The sequence below is a fragment of the Micromonospora sp. NPDC023956 genome (genome assembly GCF_040639195.1).
Taxonomy (GTDB): domain Bacteria; phylum Actinomycetota; class Actinomycetes; order Mycobacteriales; family Micromonosporaceae; genus Micromonospora.
In genome coordinates, this window is record NZ_JBEZZN010000012.1 from 52,725 (window position 1) to 68,999 (window position 16,275).

The 16,275-nt window shown below is 73.9% G+C and carries 12 protein-coding genes; 6 read left to right on the forward strand and 6 right to left on the reverse strand.

The features are described from left to right. Positions 1 to 15: 15 nt before the first annotated feature. Positions 16 to 1,443, reverse strand: coding sequence for a UDP-glucose/GDP-mannose dehydrogenase family protein (locus AB0F58_RS22125; RefSeq protein ID WP_357145929.1), 1,428 nt, complete (start codon positions 1,441 to 1,443; stop codon positions 16 to 18). A 247-nt stretch (positions 1,444 to 1,690) separates the two neighbouring features. Between AB0F58_RS22125 and AB0F58_RS22130 the strand changes: the two genes are divergently transcribed. Continuing rightward, positions 1,691 to 2,854: an acyl-CoA dehydrogenase family protein gene (locus AB0F58_RS22130; protein ID WP_357145932.1), complete on the forward strand. Its 1,164-nt coding sequence runs from the start codon at positions 1,691 to 1,693 to the stop codon at positions 2,852 to 2,854. On the opposite strand, the gene AB0F58_RS22135 is transcribed toward AB0F58_RS22130, so the two are convergent. Then, complete coding sequence (locus tag AB0F58_RS22135; protein WP_357145934.1) at positions 2,826 to 4,169, reverse strand: HEXXH motif-containing putative peptide modification protein; 1,344 nt, start codon at positions 4,167 to 4,169, stop codon at positions 2,826 to 2,828. The two genes, AB0F58_RS22130 and AB0F58_RS22135, sit on opposite strands and share 29 nt — an antisense overlap. Positions 4,170 to 4,327: 158 nt before the next feature. Here AB0F58_RS22135 and AB0F58_RS22140 point away from each other — a divergent pair, with 158 nt between their 5' ends. From AB0F58_RS22140 to AB0F58_RS22155, 4 genes are read left to right on the forward strand one after another with little or no spacing between them, the layout of a single operon-like run. Beyond that, positions 4,328 to 4,588 carry a hypothetical protein gene (locus tag AB0F58_RS22140; RefSeq protein WP_357145937.1) on the forward strand — a complete coding sequence of 87 codons (261 nt, stop codon included), beginning with the start codon at positions 4,328 to 4,330 and terminating at the stop codon, positions 4,586 to 4,588. A 27-nt stretch (positions 4,589 to 4,615) separates the two neighbouring features. Beyond that, positions 4,616 to 8,398: an FxSxx-COOH system tetratricopeptide repeat protein gene (fxsT, locus tag AB0F58_RS22145; RefSeq protein ID WP_357145940.1), complete on the forward strand. Its 3,783-nt coding sequence runs from the start codon at positions 4,616 to 4,618 to the stop codon at positions 8,396 to 8,398. After that, positions 8,395 to 9,558, forward strand: a complete 1,164-nt coding sequence (locus tag AB0F58_RS22150) for a hypothetical protein (protein ID WP_357145943.1) — start codon at positions 8,395 to 8,397, stop codon at positions 9,556 to 9,558. Before fxsT ends, AB0F58_RS22150 begins: the two co-directional genes overlap by 4 nt. A gap of 4 nt (positions 9,559 to 9,562) precedes the next feature. After that, positions 9,563 to 10,810 (forward strand): hypothetical protein, encoded by a 1,248-nt coding sequence (locus AB0F58_RS22155; protein WP_357145946.1) that lies wholly within the window; start codon positions 9,563 to 9,565, stop codon positions 10,808 to 10,810. Here AB0F58_RS22155 and AB0F58_RS22160 read toward each other — a convergent pair. The 4 genes from AB0F58_RS22160 to AB0F58_RS22175 all read right to left on the reverse strand — a co-directional run bounded on the left by AB0F58_RS22160 (position 10,791) and on the right by AB0F58_RS22175 (position 15,710). After that, entirely contained in the window at positions 10,791 to 13,070 is a 2,280-nt protein-coding gene (locus AB0F58_RS22160; protein ID WP_357145949.1) for a BREX system ATP-binding domain-containing protein, read from the reverse strand. The two genes, AB0F58_RS22155 and AB0F58_RS22160, sit on opposite strands and share 20 nt — an antisense overlap. Further along, the gene (locus tag AB0F58_RS22165) at positions 13,070 to 14,011 is read right to left on the reverse strand and encodes a hypothetical protein (RefSeq protein WP_357145952.1); all 942 of its coding nucleotides are present in this window, start codon (positions 14,009 to 14,011) and stop codon (positions 13,070 to 13,072) included. The genes AB0F58_RS22160 and AB0F58_RS22165 overlap by 1 nt, the downstream gene beginning before the upstream one ends. A gap of 5 nt (positions 14,012 to 14,016) precedes the next feature. Further along, complete coding sequence (locus AB0F58_RS22170; protein WP_357145955.1) at positions 14,017 to 14,850, reverse strand: hypothetical protein; 834 nt, start codon at positions 14,848 to 14,850, stop codon at positions 14,017 to 14,019. Between the two features lie 206 nt (positions 14,851 to 15,056). After that, positions 15,057 to 15,710, reverse strand: coding sequence for a hypothetical protein (locus AB0F58_RS22175; RefSeq protein ID WP_357145958.1), 654 nt, complete (start codon positions 15,708 to 15,710; stop codon positions 15,057 to 15,059). Between the two features lie 23 nt (positions 15,711 to 15,733). Between AB0F58_RS22175 and AB0F58_RS22180 the strand changes: the two genes are divergently transcribed. Next, positions 15,734 to 16,252 carry an acyl-CoA thioesterase gene (locus AB0F58_RS22180; RefSeq protein ID WP_357145961.1) on the forward strand — a complete coding sequence of 173 codons (519 nt, stop codon included), beginning with the start codon at positions 15,734 to 15,736 and terminating at the stop codon, positions 16,250 to 16,252. Positions 16,253 to 16,275 lie beyond the last annotated feature (23 nt).

Here is a 16,275-nt window from a genome sequence, read left to right on the forward strand (position 1 = left end):
CGCCCGGTGGCCCGGTCAGGGGCGGCCCATGCCCCGGTACTCCCAGCCGGCCTGCACCCAGAGGGTCGAGTCCAGGCAGTTGCGACCGTCCACCACCCGGCGCTGGGCGACGAGTTCACCGAGGGCCACCGGGTCGGCGTTGCGGAAGTCCGCCCACTCGGTGAGGACGCAGACCAGGTCGGCCCCGGACACGGCGTCGTTGATGCTCGGCTCGTAGTGCAGCTCGGGCATCGCCCGACGGGCGTTCTCCATGCCCTGCGGGTCGTAGACGCGGACGTCCGCGCCGGCCTTGCCGAGCAGGGCGGCGACGGCGAGCGCCGGGGCGTCGCGGACGTCGTCGGTGTTGGGCTTGAAGGTGGCCCCGAGTACCGCGATCCGGGTGCCGGTGAGATCCGGGCCGGCCGGACCGTACCGGCGGCCGAGCAGGTCGGCGGCGAGTTGCAGCACCCGGCTGCGGCGGCGCAGGTTGATCAGGTCGACCTCGTGCAGGAAGCGCAGCGCCTCGCCGGCCCCCAGCTCCTGAGCCCGAGCCTGGAAGGCGCGGATGTCCTTGGGCAGGCACGCGCCGCCGAAGCCGAGCCCGGCCTGGAGGAAACGGTTGCCGATCCGGGGGTCGTACCCGATGGCGCGGGCGAGCTGGGAGACGTCGCCGCCGGCCACCTCGCAGACCTCGGCCATCGCGTTGATGAAGGAGATCTTGGTGGCGAGGAAGGCGTTCGCGGCGACCTTGACCAGCTCGGCGGTGGCGAAGTCGGTGACCACCAGGGGTACCTCGCGGTCCTCCGTGGCCGCCAGGTCGAAGACGCCCTTGTGGGCGGCGTAGAGCATGCCGTTGGCCCACTCGCTCTTCACCCCGACCACGATCCGGTTGGGGCGCAGCACGTCGTCGACGGCGAAGCCCTCCTGGAGGAACTCGGGGCTCCACGCGACCTCGACACCCAGGTCGGGGGAGGTGTGCTTGCCGACCAGCTGCTCGACCCACTCGGCCGTGCCCACCGGCACGGTCGACTTGCCGACGATCAGCGCCTTGCGGGTGAGGTGCTGGGCCAGGCTGCTCACCGACGCCTCGACGTAGGTGAGGTCGGCACCGAGGCCGTCGGCGCGCTGCGGGGTGCCCACGCAGATGAAGTGCACGTCACCGAATTCGGCGGTCTCGGCGATGTCGGTGCTGAACCGCAGCCGCCCGGCGGTCAGGTTCCGCTTGAGCAGCTCGTCCAGGCCGGGTTCGTGGATCGGCACCTCGCCCGCGTTCAACTTGGCGATCTTGTCCACGTCGACGTCGTAACCGAGCACCTCGTATCCGAGCTCGGCGTAGCAGATGGCGTACGTCGCACCGAGGTAGCCGGTGCCGAGGAAGGTGACCCGGGGCCGAGGGGCGCCGGAGGGGGGAGTCACCGCCGGGATCGCCGGCATCGGCTGGGTGTTCGGGTACGGGATCGTCACGCCTGTCTTCTCCGCTCGCGCTGGCGGCGCTTCGTCGCGTCGCAATCGGCTGCGGCGCCTGGCCGGGCACCGAGGGACAATTTTGTCGTCTGCATGGTCCGCTGGCGATGTAGGGGCGGGCCGTTGAGGCTGGAGCCTACGCGCCGGTAGGGACCAGCTGAACCCTGGTCGCTATCCTCAGTCTGCGTGGTCCGTGGCCCACGAAGCCACGGTCTGGGCATGATAGCGGCGAAGGGGAGGGGCCAACATGGCCGCAGAGCAGTCGTTCGACGTCTACCGGTTGCCCGAGGAGCACGAGGCGGTCCGGGAGGCGGTCCGGGAGGTCTGTGAGGCGAAGGTCGCCCCGCACGCCGCCGAGGCCGACGAGACCGGCGAGTTCCCGAAGGCGTCCTACGACGCCCTGCGGGCCGCCGACTTCCACGCCCCGCACATCCCGATCGAGTACGGTGGCGCCGGCGCGGACGCGCTGGCCACGGCCATCGTCATCGAGGAGGTGGCTCGGGCCTGCGCCTCGTCCTCGCTGATCCCGGCGGTGAACAAGCTGGGCACCATGCCGCTGCTGCTGGCCGGCTCCAAGGAGCTCAAGCGGCGCTACCTGCCGCCGGTCGCCGCCGGGGAGGCGATGTTCTCGTACTGCCTCTCCGAGCCGGAGGCGGGCAGTGACGCGGCTTCGATGACCACCCGCGCGGTGCGTGACGGGGATCACTGGGTGCTCAACGGCGTCAAGCGGTGGATCACCAACGCGGGCGTCTCGGAGTACTACACGGTATTCGCCGTGACCGATCCCACAGCCCGTTCCCGGGGGATCTCCGCCTTCGTGGTGGAGAAGTCGGACCCGGGGGTCAGCTTCGGCGCTCCGGAGAAGAAGCTCGGCGTCAAGGGCTCGCCCACCCGCGAGGTCTACCTCGACCAGGTGCGCATCCCGGCCGACCGGATGATCGGTGCCGAGGGGTCCGGGTTCGCCACCGCGATGAAGACGCTGGACCACACCCGGGTCACCATCGCCGCCCAGGCGCTCGGCATCGCGCAGGGCGCGCTCGACTACGCCAAGGGGTACGTCAAGGAGCGCCGGCAGTTCGGCAAGCCGGTGGCGGAGTTCCAGGGCATCCAGTTCATGGTCGCCGACATGGGCATGAAGCTGGAGGCCGCCCGGCAGCTCACCTACGCCGCCGCCGCCCGCTCCGAGCGCGGCGACGCCGACCTGACCTACTTCGGCGCGGCGGCGAAGTGCTTCGCCTCGGACGTCGCGATGGAGGTCACCACCGACGCGGTGCAGCTGCTCGGCGGCTACGGCTACACCCGGGACTACCCGGTCGAGCGGATGATGCGGGACGCCAAGATCACCCAGATCTACGAGGGCACCAACCAGGTGCAGCGCATCGTCATGGCCCGTCAGCTCCTGCGCGACTGACACCCTGCGGGAACTCGCCCGGTCCGTGGACCGCCGGGTCCGCGACCCCGGACCGGCCGCCCCGCGGGGCGGCCGGTCCGGGGCGGTCCCACTCCGCCACGACCCGGTGCAACTGGTCCACCAGCAGTCGGCCGTGCGGGGTGAGCCGGTCACCGGCGAGCAGCAGTTCGGCGACCTCCCGGCAGGCGGCGCGGGTCCGGCGGAACTCCGTCCGGGCCCGGAGCAGCCCGGCCGGCCGTGACTCGTGGTGCTGCTGACGACGCCAGAACCGGGCCACGCAGACGTGCGCGTAGAGACCCTGGAGCAGGGCCGGGAGCGGGCGCGGCCCGACCCGCCACGGGGCGGGGAACCGGACGTCGTCGCCCGGCCGCAGGAGCGGGAAGAGGTTCTCCAGCGCGGCGAGCTTGTTGTGGGCCAGTTCGTGCACCAGGGTCGCCGCCGTGGTCGCGGCGTCCCCGCCGCCGGAGAGCGCGACGCAGCCCACCCCGGCCGGGAACGTCCCACTGATCAGCGTCGCCCCGACCTCGGCCGGCACCCCGGAGCCGGTCAGCTCGGCCGCCCCGGGCGGCAGCGGCATGACCATCGAGACCATGGCGGCCAGCTCGTCGGCGTAGCCCCGGTGGCGGGTGGCGAGCAGCCGCCAGCCCGGGGCGAGCGCCGCCCGCCACCGGGCCGCCTCGTCCGGGGGGACCGGGTCGGCCGGTCGGGAGAGCGACCAGAGGTCGTCCAGCCGTAACTCGAGCCGCCCCGCGCGGAGCCGGGGCACCGGCCACCAGCCGGTACCGGGACGCGGCGGGACGCCGTCGATCGTCACGCCGTGTGCCGTGACGGTCAGCGCGACCCGCGCCGGGCCGTCCGGATCGAGCCGGACGTGACCCGCCATGGGCAGCGGGAACGCCGATCCGGGCGGTGTCGGAAACCCGACGGTGGCCGGCATCCCGGCGTACCGGGCCGCCGCCGCGGCGACCGGCGCGAGCATGGCCGGCCACCCGCCCGCTGCCGGGCCGCCGATTGGGCTCTCCCCGTGCCCCCGGTCCGTCGGCGCCAGCCGGGTGACGGTCTGCGCCGCCCAGGCGCTCACGCTCGGGTACGTCAGCACCCGGCGGACCGCGCCGGGGTCGGTCCCGCGGAGCCCGCCGAGCAGCCGCCAGGCCTGCCGGACGGCGTCGGTGTGCGGATGGCCGAGATCGGCGCACCGCTCCACGAGTTCACGCAGAGTCAACAGGTTCCGGCTGTACTGCGCGCCCAGCAGGACCCGGACGGCGGAACGCCCGCCACCGCCCCGGGCCAGCGCCAGGAACGTTCCGGGAGGCATCACGTGCCGGTCGGCTCGCCCCGACGACCGTTCCGGGTCACGCACGGTTCCCCCGAAATGACTGCTGAATATCGATGAACGCTACGATAGGTTACTGGCGGAGCGCTGGCTGTGCTGCTTACGGTGCGGTTCTCGATATGTCGAAGGTGGGGCGGGGCATGCCGGAAAGGATGAGCAAGCACGACCGCCCCCTGATATCTGATCTTCTCAATGCCGAGGAGCTGGACCCGTCGGACCTCGACGCGCTGCCCCGGATCCTCCTGCGGCAGTCGCTACGGCGGCTCCTCGACGAGGCCGGCGAGCCCCGTGGACACTTCCTGTGGTTCCCCAACCAGACCAGTGACCCGGGCGTCGCCCGGCCACCGGGCGGAGGCGAGAGCGGAGACCGACCGAAGGAGAGGGATGGACATGACGGGTGACCGCCGTCCAGACGGGCCGGAGCCGCGATGACCGGACCGGTGCCGTTCCGGTCGGAGAGCGGTCCGACCGGCACCAGCGTGGTGGCCTTCCTGGCGCCGACGAGCCGGACCGGGCGTACCAACCTGGTCAGCAACCTGGCCTGGACCCTGGCCCGCGCCGGCCGCCGGGTGCTCGTCGTCGACGCGGGCCGGGGCACCGTACGGGTGCACGAGCACCTGCGGATGTTCCACACCGACGAGTGGCCGGTCGCTGACCAGCTCCCGCCCGAACTCGTCCGGTCGCTCTTCCCCGCCTCGGTGGGACCCGGCCGGCAGTTCGCCGAACAGCCCGTCCTGCGCCGGTACGCGGCCCCGCCCGGCCGGCTCGACGTGGTCTGGATACCGGAGTCCGCCCCGTGGCCGCCCCCCGAGGAACTCGGCGACACCTCCTTCACCGAGCTGCGCCGGCAACTGCGCTTCACCGAGTACGACGTCGTCCTCCTCGACCCGGTCGACACCGACCCCACGGTGGCCCGCTGGGCGGCGGTGCTCTGCGAGGCGGTGGTGGTCTGCTTCCCGTACCGCTATCCCCGGCTGCCCGAGGTGGCGGCGCTGGCCCGGCGGGTGCACCGGGCCGCGCCCGCCGGGGTCCGGCTGGTCGGCGTGGCGACCGGCGTGGACGAGCCCGACCCGACCCGCGCCGCGCAGCGGCGGGACGTCATCCGCCGGGGTCTGGGCGCCGCGCTCGACGAGCCCGCCGGGGCGGTCGAGATGTCCCTGGTGGAGGTGCCCGGCAGCCCGACCGGGCAGACGCTCGCCCCGCTGCTGGAGGAGTCGCCCCACCGGGATCGGGTGCTCGCCGCCCACGGCGACCTGCTGCGGCTGGTCACCGACGGCGCACTCGACACCGCCCGGCCCGAGCCGGAGCCGTTGCGTACCCGCTACCGGTACGGGCTGGGCCGGCAGGCCGCCGACGACCAGAGCGAGGTCCACCTGGCCCACCCGGCGGGTCAGCGGCCCTGGGCGGACTGGCTCCGGGCCGAACTGGCGGTGGTGGGCGTCCGGGCCCGGCCGTGGCCCCGGGACGACGAGGGGCGACGGTCCACCGGCCGGACGACCGTGCTGGCGGTGGTTCCGGCGGACGACTCGGAGGACCGGTGGCTGTCCGGTGTGGTCGGCGCGGTCCGTGCCGACCCGGAAACCGAGCTGCTGGTGGCGCGGACCGGCCCGGCCACCGAGGAGGCCCTGCCGGTCGAGGACGTCCGGGTGGTCGACCTGACCGGGTGCCCCGAGGAACAGGCCCGCGAACGGCTGCGCGGCACGCTCGGGCTCGCCGGGATCCGTCCGGTACCGACGGACCGGCCCTGGCGGCCGGGTTTCCCCGGCGGCCGGGAGCAGCCGCCCCGGGAGTTCCAGCTGCCGTCCCGGCCCCGCCTCTTCGTCGGCCGCGACCGGGAACTGGCCGAGCTGCGCGACCTGCTGCTGGCCGGGCCGCCGGGGCGGCCGGTCGTGGTGACCGGGCCGGCCGCCGTGGGCAAGACCAGCCTCGTCGGCGAGTACGCGCACCGCTTCCGCTGGGACTACGACCTGATCGTCTGGATCGCCGCGGGCGGGCTGCACGACGTCCGGGCCGCGCTGGCCGAGCTCGCCGCCGAGCTGGGCGTCGAGCCCCGGGGCAACCCCGTCCAGGAGGTGCTGCACGAGCTGGGCCGGCGCAGCGGGCAGTGGCTGGTCGTCTACGACGGCGCGGGGGACGAGGAGCTGTCCGACCTGCTCCCGGACGGCTCCGGCCACGTCGTCGTGACCCGCCGCTCCGACGCCCACCCGCCGCCGGGCGCGGTGACCGTCACCGTGGGTGACCTCGTCGAGGCCGACGCCGTGCGCCTGCTCACCGCGCGGGTGCGCGGCCTCTCCCGGGTGCCGGCGACGGCGGTGGTGGAGACCGTCGGGGCGTCCCCGCTCGACCTGCGCCTCGCCTCGGGCCTGCTCGGGCAGGCCGGCATCCTGCTCAGCTCGGCGCACGCGGTGGCCGACTCCCGCAGTGCCGACACCGCGGTGCCCGCGTTCTGCGCGGCGGTCGCCGGAACGGCCGGGGAGCCCGCCGCCGCCCGGATCGTCCGCGTCGCGACGGCCCTGATGCAGGAGGACTTCAGCGGCCGGGTGGCGGTGGTGGTGGCGCAGATGTGTGCCTTCGCCTCCCCCCTGGGCCTCTCCCTGTCGATCCTCGGGTCGCGGCCGATGCGGGCGCAGGTCGCGCGCGGCCTCTCCGACGCCGACGGCGCCATGTTGCGCGCCGACGGCTGGGAGATGGACCGGGCACTGGCGGCGGCGGTCCGGTTCCGGCTGGTGGAGGTCGCCTGGGGGCGGGGTGGCGTGGTGCGGATGCATCCGGCCGTGCAGACCACCGTCCTGGCCGGCATGTCCGTCCAGGAGCGCGAGACCCGGCGTGGCCAGTTCCTGCGCGGCCTGGCGGACGCGGCGCCCAGGACGATCGCCGCCGACTCCCCGGTGCGCCGGGAGCTGCACCGGCATCTGATCAGCTCCGGCGCGCTGGACGTGGACGGTCCCGACGAGGTCCGACGGTGGCTGGTCGAGCAGCTCGAACACCTCATCGCCCGGGGCGACGGCGAGGCCCCGGACGCGCTGCGCCGGTGGCGTCCGGCGCTGGACCGGTGGCTCACCCGCTACGGCTGGCGGGACCGGTTCACCCTGCGGCTGGCCACCCGGCTGGCCGACGTCGCCCGCTCGCTCGGTCGCGGCGGGGAGGCGCTGGACCTGAGCCGGACGGCACTGCGGGAGGGCACGGCCCTGTTCGGCCCCGACCACCCCTGGGTCCTGGTGACCCGTCGGGGCCTCGCCGGGGACCTGCGCGGACTGGGCCAGTTCCGGGCCGCCCTGGTCGAGGACCAGGCCACCTGGCGCGGCTTCCGGGACCAGTTCGGCAACGACCACCCGGAGACGCTGATCGCGGCGCACAACCTGGCCAACTCGTTCCACCTGGCCGGGCGGACCGACGAGGCGCTGCGGGTCGGGGAACGGGCCCGGCACCGCCGGTCGCGGCTCTTCGGCGGGCAGAACGCCGACACCCTCTGGCTGGTCAGCGACATCGGCAGCTTCCGGCGCGAGCTGGGCGACCTGGAGGAGGCCCGCCGCCTGCTCGCCGAGGCGTACCGGCGGCGGGGCGGCCGTGGCCGCGGCGACGAGGACACCCTCCTGCTGCGGATCCTGCGCAACCTCGCGGTCACCGAGCGGCGGCGCGGCCACCTCGACCGGGCCCGGGAGCTCAACGGCCGGGCGTACCTCGCACTGCGGCGGCTGGTCGGGGAGCAGAGCCCGCTGACCCGCTCCTGCCGGCTCAGCCTCGCCGTCGACTACCACCTGGCCCGGGACGGCGAGCACGCGACCCGCCTGATCGGGGAGAGCCTCGCCGGGTACGAACGCGACCTCGGCCCGGAGCACCCGTTCACGCACATCTGCCGCAGCCTGCGCGCGGTCGTGCTGCGCAACCGGGAACGGCTCGACGAGGCGGTCGTCGACGCGGAGAAGGCGGCGGCGGGGCTCAGCGCCATGCTCGGCGAACCGCACCCCTGGGCGATCGGCGCGCTGGTCAACCAGGCCGTCGTCGTCGCCGCAGCCGGCCGGCCGGCAGCTGAGGAGCTGCTGCGGGCGGCCGTCGAACAGGGTCGGGACTTCCTCGGACCGGACCACCCGTGCCTGCGTACCGCCCGTCGGGCACTGGCGACGGTGGTCAGTGCGGGCGAGGTCACCGGCCAGGGTCGTGGGGGCGGGCCGCCCTTCGACTTCGTCGACATGGAGGTGCCGGAAACATGAGCGGACAGACGCCGGCCGACGCGACGGCCGCCGGAGGCACCCCGCCGGCCGATCGTCCGGCCCCGGCGGGGGCGACCGCACCTGCCGCCCCCGGCCGGGACGCGCCCCGGCGGCGGGTCGACGTCACGCTCGGCACCCACCTCGGCGACCGTCGGCCGCCGGCGCTCCGGTTCTGCGAGGAACTCATGGACGAGGTGGGCAGCATCTCCCACCTGGCCCGCTACCGGACCGGCACCTGCGACTTCGCCCTCGACGCCTGGGAGCCCGTCGGCCCGCGCGGCCCGCTCGGCCTGACCGCCGACGAACGGCAGCTCATCGGTCGGGACGTGACGCACGTGATGACGGAACTGGACGACCAGCTCCGCCCGGCGGGCAGCGGCGACCTCGTCCGGCTGCTGCTGCACACCGACCGGGGTGCCCTGTTCAGCCTCTCCGTGCTGCGGGAACAGTTCCTGGTGGCGCTGGGTTGGTCCAGCGGCACCCCCGACCAGTTGCCGCCGCAGGACCCGGCCGTCCGGGCCGCCGACATCGAACTGGCCGGGCTGGCCAACCGGTTGCGGGAGGCGGTCAGCCAGCAACCCACCGACTACGGCGGTTGGCTCGGACTGCACGAGCAGGTGCTCAGCTCCGGCATCCGGGACATCCGGCCGAGTTCGGTCACGTCTGCGATCCCGCCGCCCCGGGAGACGCCGCCGGATCCCGGGTCGTCCGTCGGCGTGCCGCCGGTACCCCGGCCCGTCCTGTCGTCCCGGTTGGGCCGGTCCACGCCGGACCTCGCCGCGACCTGCCGCCGTCACGTGAGCGTCGAGGACCTGCACTACGTGGCCGTCTGCCGGGCCGGCCGGGTGGAGGCCACCGAGGACGTCCTGGACGACCCCCGGCTGGTCCGGTTCTTCGACGACGTCACCCCGCAGCGGCGCCGGCACTTCTACGCCCTGCTCGGGCAGCGCGTCGACGTCCACCTGCGCACCCTGGTCCGGGCCACCCACCTGGCCCTCGGCTCCCGGGTCCGGCGGCTGGTGCTCGACGTCGAGCAGGGTGCCCTGTTCTGCTACCCGGTCGGGCTGGACCGCTACCTGCTCGCGATCACCCTGGACCAGCACCTGGTCTGGGCCGCCGACGACCGGGCGGCCCAGCTCGCCCGCCGGCTCGGCGGGTAACGGAGTGCCGCTGCGGCAGGCCGGGCCGCCCCGGTGGACGCGTTCCGGGCGGGCAGCCGCCCCGCCCCGGCTCCGGCGTCGGTGGCGACCGCCCCGTCCCCCCGGCGACCGGCCCGCCCGTCGGACCGGCCTGCGGGAGGCGGTCCTGCCGTCGCTGGCGCGCACCGGCACGTTCGTGCTGGTGGCGGCGCTCGGCTGGCTGCTCGCCGAGAACCGGGACTGGGTCGGTACGTACCGCTCGGACACGTACCTCACGGTGGCCGGGACGCTGCTCGCGGTCGGCCTCTACGCCAGCACGTACGGCATCGACCTGGGGGCCGCCCGCCGCAACGTCCGCCTGGTCGTGCTCGCCATCAGCGGTGGGGTGGTGGTCAAGGCCGCGCTCATCTCGGCGGTGATGTACCTCGCCTTCCGGGAGCCGGCGTACCTCGTGCTCGGTGTCGCGGTCGCCCAGATCGACCCGGTCTCGTTCGCCGCCGCCCGGCTCCAGTCCCGGATGTCGGCGCAGGCCAAGACGATCCTGTCGGCCTGGGCGTCGTTCGACGACCCGATCACCGTCCTGTTGACCGTGTACGCGGCCGCCTGGGTCTGGCCGTTGGTGCCCGCGGACCCGGCGGCGGCCACCGCGCCCCCGCACACCGGGCTCGAGTCCTTCGGGCTCTCCCTGGCGCAGAACCTGGCCCTGGCCGGGGTGGCCGCGCTCGTCTGGTGGGGCACCGAGCGGCTGCGCCGGTGGGTGCCGGGTCGGCTGGTGACCGCCCTTCAGATCGTGGCGTTGGCCGGGCTCGCCGCCGTCGCGGTCTGGCAGTTCCTCATGCTGGCCCTCGCCGTGGCCGGGCTGTTCTACCGGCCGCCCCTCGGGGACGTGCTGGACCGGCTCACCCAGGGGGCGTTCCTGGCCGCCAGCTTCGCGTTGGGACTGGTCCTGGTCGGCGGGATCAGCCCGCTGGCCGGCGTGGTGCTGGGCCTCGCGGCGGTCGGCGCGCACGTCGTGGTGGCCCTGGTGATCGGGTGGCGGCTGCCCCGCTCCGACCGCGTCGACGTGCTGCTCGGCCAGCAGAACGGGATCACCGCGATCATCCTCGCGCTGGTGCTGGAGCGGCAGTTCGTCGGCACGGTGGCGGCGGTCGCCCCGGCGATCCTCACCATCAACGTGCTGCACGCCCTCGGCAACGGGCTGCGCGAGACGTACCGGCGACCGGTGCCGGCGGTCGACCTGCCGGCACCGCCGCTCAACCCTCGACGGGGGTGAGCGCGGCCAGCAGTTCCTCCCGGACCCGGGAGCTGAAGTCGCCGAGGATGTCCTCCGCCTCCTGCTGCTGTCGGCCGGGCACCGTGTAGCCGATCATCCCCTGGAGGCTGCGCAGCTGGTAGAGGGGGAGGTACTCGTAGACCACGTCGAAGATCCGGCAGATGGTGTCGAGCCGCTCCCGGTGCCGCACGGTCAGTCCGTTGCCCGGCGGCTGGTCGACCGACCGGTACCACTCCACCGCGGCGTGCCCGAACGCCTCGATCAGCGAGGTCAGCAGGGCGGTCACCCCGGTCGCGGCGTGCACCTCCGAAGTCCGCATCCGGGCCCGTACCGACTGCCGTGCCCCCCGCCCGCTCTCGTCCTCCTGGAAGGCCCGGCGCAGCAGCTCCCGGGCCGGGGTGAGCAGGTCGACCGCGGCGAAGGCGGTGTCGAAGAGCGTGACCACCGGCGCGGGCAGGGTGGCGACGACGGCGATGTGCCCACGGCGTTCGCCGTCGACGGAGGAGAGGCCGCGCTGGATCTCGTGCAGTTCCCGGTAGATCGCGGCGAGTTGCTGGTCGTTACGCCCCCGCAGCTCCTCCAGCGAGCCGGTGAGCACGGTCAGCAGGTGCTGGGTGGCCGACTGCCGCCGGTCGAGCCGGGTCAGGTGGGGTGCCACCGCGGCGAGCGGCCCGTCCTGCGGATACCGCTCCTCCAACCGGATCGCCATCGCCTTGAACTCCAGCGCGAACTGGTCGGTGAAGGACCGGGGGTGGTAGGTCAACGGTTCCCGACCGACCGACTCGCGCAGCCGCTGGCGGTACCGGGCCGGGGGCGGCTCCAGCGCGACCAGCAGCAGCTCGCAGTCGCGGTGCGCGCGGATCGACCGGCACCGGCGTTCGAGCGCGGCGATGTCGGTCTCGTCGAGCAGCGGTTCGGAGAGCAGGATCGCGCAGCCCACGTCGTTCGAACCGATCGGCACCCAGTAGTCCACCCGGCTGTCCGTGCCGCTGTCCAGGAAGTGGTCGGGCACGTAGGTGTCGTACCCGGCGGCCACCAGGACCTGCCGGATCTCGGCGCGGACGTTCTGCGCGTTGCCGGCGTCGTAGATCTCCCGGGCGGTCTGCCGGACCATCGGCGGGGACACCAGGGACCGCTGGTCGTGGGCCCGCCGCCAGAGCCGGTGGCAGAGCGAGATGACCTGCCGTGGCACCCCGTTGGTCAGGTCGACGACCTGCGCGACCGTCTGCTCGGTGAACGGCTCCAGTCGGCCGCCCTGCCGGGTCAGGACGTACTCCTGCACCTCGGCGGCGGTCAACGCGGACATCGTGATGTGCTCGGTGATCCGGTCGCGGACGTCCCGCCGCAGGGAGCTGAGCAGGTCGGGCAGCCCGGCCAGGATCAGGAAGGTGTTGGAGGCGGCGAAGACCCGCAGCATCTCCTTGAACGCGTCGATCGCCTCGTCGGCGCGTCGACCGGCGGCGGTGAGCAGCTGGTCCAGCTCGTCGATCACCGCCACGAAGGGGTGGTCGCCGTGCCCGATCAGCAGGGCGAAGACCCCCATCGCCTGCAGGGCGGTGGTCTCGCTGCTGGTGATCGCCTCGGTGATGCCCCGCTCGCGGAGCACGTCCGAGGGGGGCGCGCCACCGAACCACTCCCAGACCGCGTCCTCGAAACCACCCCGCAGCAGCAGGGTGAGCGCCTGGCTGAACTCCGCGTTGTCGGTGACCTCCCGGAGCCGTTCCCGCAGTTGCCGCAGGAACGCGCTCTCCATCAGGCCGAACATCTCCACCAGCGCCACCGGGTCGATCGCCCCGGCGCGGAGCTGCTCGGCCACCGGCGCGGTCGCCGAGGAGGCGCGCAGCTCGTCGGCGAGGATCTCGGCGTACAGGCTGCGGACCCGCTCGTGGACCAGCTCCCGGCGCTCGGCCAACTTGTCGGCGAAGGCCCGGTAGAGCGAGACGAAGGTGTCCGGCGGGGCGTTCAGGTGCACCGACTGCACGGCCCCGCCCAGGTTGGTGGCGGCGTGCCGGATCAGGTACGAGGCGAGGTGGGTCTTGCCGGTGCCGTAGTCGCCGACGATCGCCAGCACCTGCCCCGACGGGGTCTGCGGGCGGGCCCGGACGGCGGAGAGGTAGGAGTCCATGGCGTTGACGGCCCGCCGGACGGCGACCGTCGGGATGGTGACCGAGGTCGATCCGGCGTCCGCGATCTGGGCGACGGCGCTCGACGGATAAGGATTCACCTCACCGCTCAGGTCCAGGTGCTCGAAGGCGTCCATCAGCGCTGATTCTCCAGCAGACTCACGGCGATACTCAGAAAGTGTTGACTGATGTGCTGGTAGGTCACCTCGTCCGGTCGGTCGGCTTGTACGCGTAGTTTCTCGTACATGCCGTAGAGTAGCCGCTGCACCTCACCGATGGACACATGTCGACGGAACGTCGTGTAGTCGTCAAGAGCCTTCGGAGCGACCCGGGGCAGTTCCCCCTCGGGCACCACGCCGAGACGGTGCTCGGCGAACCGGGCCGCGTCGTGTTCCCGCAGCCCACCCACCTCCAGGTAGACCGGCGGAGCGTGCCCGGCCTGGTCGAGCCGCTGACGGCGATCGTCCGGCAGCTGGTAGGACGTCTCACCGAAGAACACGATCCGGGACCGGGCGTCGGTGGCGTAGGTGAGCAGTTCCTCGGTCAGGTCCGCCGAGCGGGGCAGCAGCACGATCAGCACCAGGTCCGTCGGCAGGCAGCTCGCCAGGTTGAAGTACGCGTCGTCGGGCTGCTCGCGCATCTGGTGGACCAGTTCCGAGATGAACAGCTGCCGCTGGAACACCGTGTCGACCAGGGCCTTGCACACCTTGGCGCGGCGCTCGGCCATCGGCTCGTTCTCCCGGGCCTGCCGGGTCACGTCCACGACCTCGCCCCGCAGGCCGGCGGTGGACAACTGCTCCCGCAGCCAGTGCGCGCAGCGGTTGATCAGGGCGGTCTTGCCGCATCCCCGGTCGCCGGTGACCACCACGAGGCGTCCGGTGTCGACCAGGTACGACGGATCGTCGAACGCCATCCGGCAGTGCGCGAACGCCGTCTCCGTGTTGTCCACCGGCACGTAGAGCGAGAGGTGCCGGTCGTTGCGGACCGGGTTGAGCGGGTCCACGTCCCGCATCAGGCCCGGCACCGCGAACGGGTTCGTCGGCACCTTCTCGGCCGGCTCGGGAAGGGAGCTGAGCACCCCGGTCACCGCCGGCCCGCCGGCATCCGCGTCCGGAACGGGCCCGGTTCCCGCATCGCCTCTGCCACCTGCGCCACATCCGCCTCCAGTCGGCCCAGTGCCCCGCGCGTCTCGGCAGCCCAGCCGGGCCGGTCCTGCGGTGGCCGGGCGGTCCACCGCGCCACCATCCCCGCGCCGAGCGGTTCCCGGTCCAGCGTCTCGCCCAGCGTGCGCGGCAACGACCAGTCACGGTACGTCGCCGACACCGCCCGGAGCCGGGTCGCCAACTCCAGCTGCCGGTCCTGCACCTCGCCGTCGTCCGGGGCCATCCCGGGGCGGCGCTGTTCCAACTCGCGCACCAGGCGCTCGACCGCCGCCCGGTAGGCGCGGGCCGCGGCCCGCAACGCCTCCGCCTCGACCCGCCGGGCGTCCGCGACGGCCGACCGCCGGCTGAACCAGGCGGCCAGCGCGGCGCTGACCACGGCGAGCAGCAGCGCGGGGGTGAAGCCGGACCACGGGGACGAACCACCGCCCGACGGCCGCTGCTCCGCGCCGATCAGGGCCCGGCAGGTCCGGGCGAAGTCCGCCGGGCGCTCGCTGCGCCACCGCTCGGCTCCGCCGCTCCCACCCGACCAGCGCACCCGCTCCACGGTCGACTCCGGGTGCACCCGTCCGAGCGCGCGGGCGGCCTGCACCAGGGCGGGACGCCGGTCGGCGGTCAGACACCAGACGGCGGCGGCGTCCATCGTGTCCGCCCGGTGCCGCCGGTACGCCCAGACGGCGGTGACCACCACCGCGACCAGGGCGACGGCCACCGCGACGGCCACCGTGCGCCGGCCGATGACGGTTGGCACTCGCATAGCCGCTGACTGTAGTGAATGACCGCCGGTCGGGGTACCGCCCGGCCGGAGATCCGACCGCGCCGCCGGCCACCGGCTCGTCCGTCCGTCCACCGGGGACGGTCACCCGGACCGGCTCGCGGCGGTCGGGCCGCTGCCGCTGCCGACGGCGTCGGCCGGGTCCACCCGGAGCCCGGGTGGGTGGGGTCGTCCCGTCGGAGGCCGGCTCAGCCGGCGTCGTCCCGGTGGGACGACCGCGGTGGCTGGGACCAGGGCGACGCGCCAGCGGTACGCCGGGGCAGCGGCTCGGTGGGCTGCTCGTCCGGGTAGCCGAGGGTGAGCGGGGGCGTGTCCCGGTCGTCCGAACGGGCCGGCGCGTCGAAGTCGGTCAACGCGAAGGTCGGCTCCTCCTCCGCCGGTGCCGGTCCGGTCGCCGGTACGGGGACGATGGTGGGCCTCGGCCAGCGCCGCCAGCGCTGACCGCTGAACACGGCCACCAGCAGTGCGACGCCGATCAGGAAGAGCGTGCCGTTGCGCACCGGCAGCAACAGCGGCAGCGGGTCACCCAACACCCGCCAGCCGCTCGGCACCCGGTCACGCACGTCGAACGGTGCGACGAGCATGCCGACGTACGGGGCGACCAGCAGCAGGCCGGCGACGAGTGGCCCGAGCGGCGAGAACCGCAGCATGCCGACCAGCCCGAACAGGAGGCCGGCGACACCGAGGTAGACGGCCGGTTCGATCAGGTTCGCGGTGTTGAACGTACCCAACTCCACCCAGCGGTCGATCGTCCGGCTCGATCCGTCCTGCCCGAGGGCGATCAGCACCCAGGTGACCGGTGCCACCACCACACCGGCGAGGAAGCTCCAGAGATGTCGCATCCGCGCACCGTACCGTCTTCGTCATGACCGAGCACCCCACCGCCGCGCCCCCGGGCAAGCCGACCTCCTACTCCCGGGTCACCCTCAGCCGCATCATGACCGCGGTGGACGTCAACCTCTACGGCACCGTGCACGGGGGTGTCCTGATGAAGTTCGTCGACGACGTGGCCGGGGCGGCGGCGGCCCGGCACAGCGGCGGCACGGCGGTCACCGCCGCGATCGACGAGATCGTCTTCGCCGAACCGGTCCGGGTGGGCGACCTGGTGCACGCCCACGCCCAGGTCAACTGGACCGGGCACAGCTCGATGGAGGTGGGCGTCCGGGTCGTGGCCGAGCGGTGGGACTCGGCCGAGGACGAGCCGCTCCCGGTGGCCACCGCCTACCTGGTGTTCGTGGCGGTCGACGTGGGTGGCGCGCCGCGTTCGGTCCGTCCGGTGCTGCCCGAGACCCCGGAGGACGAGCGCCGGTTCCGGGAGGCGGAGATCCGCCGGGCGCACCGGCTGGCCCGCCGCCGCGCCATCCAGGCCCACCGCGCCACCTGACCGCGCCACCCCGGCGGGCACTT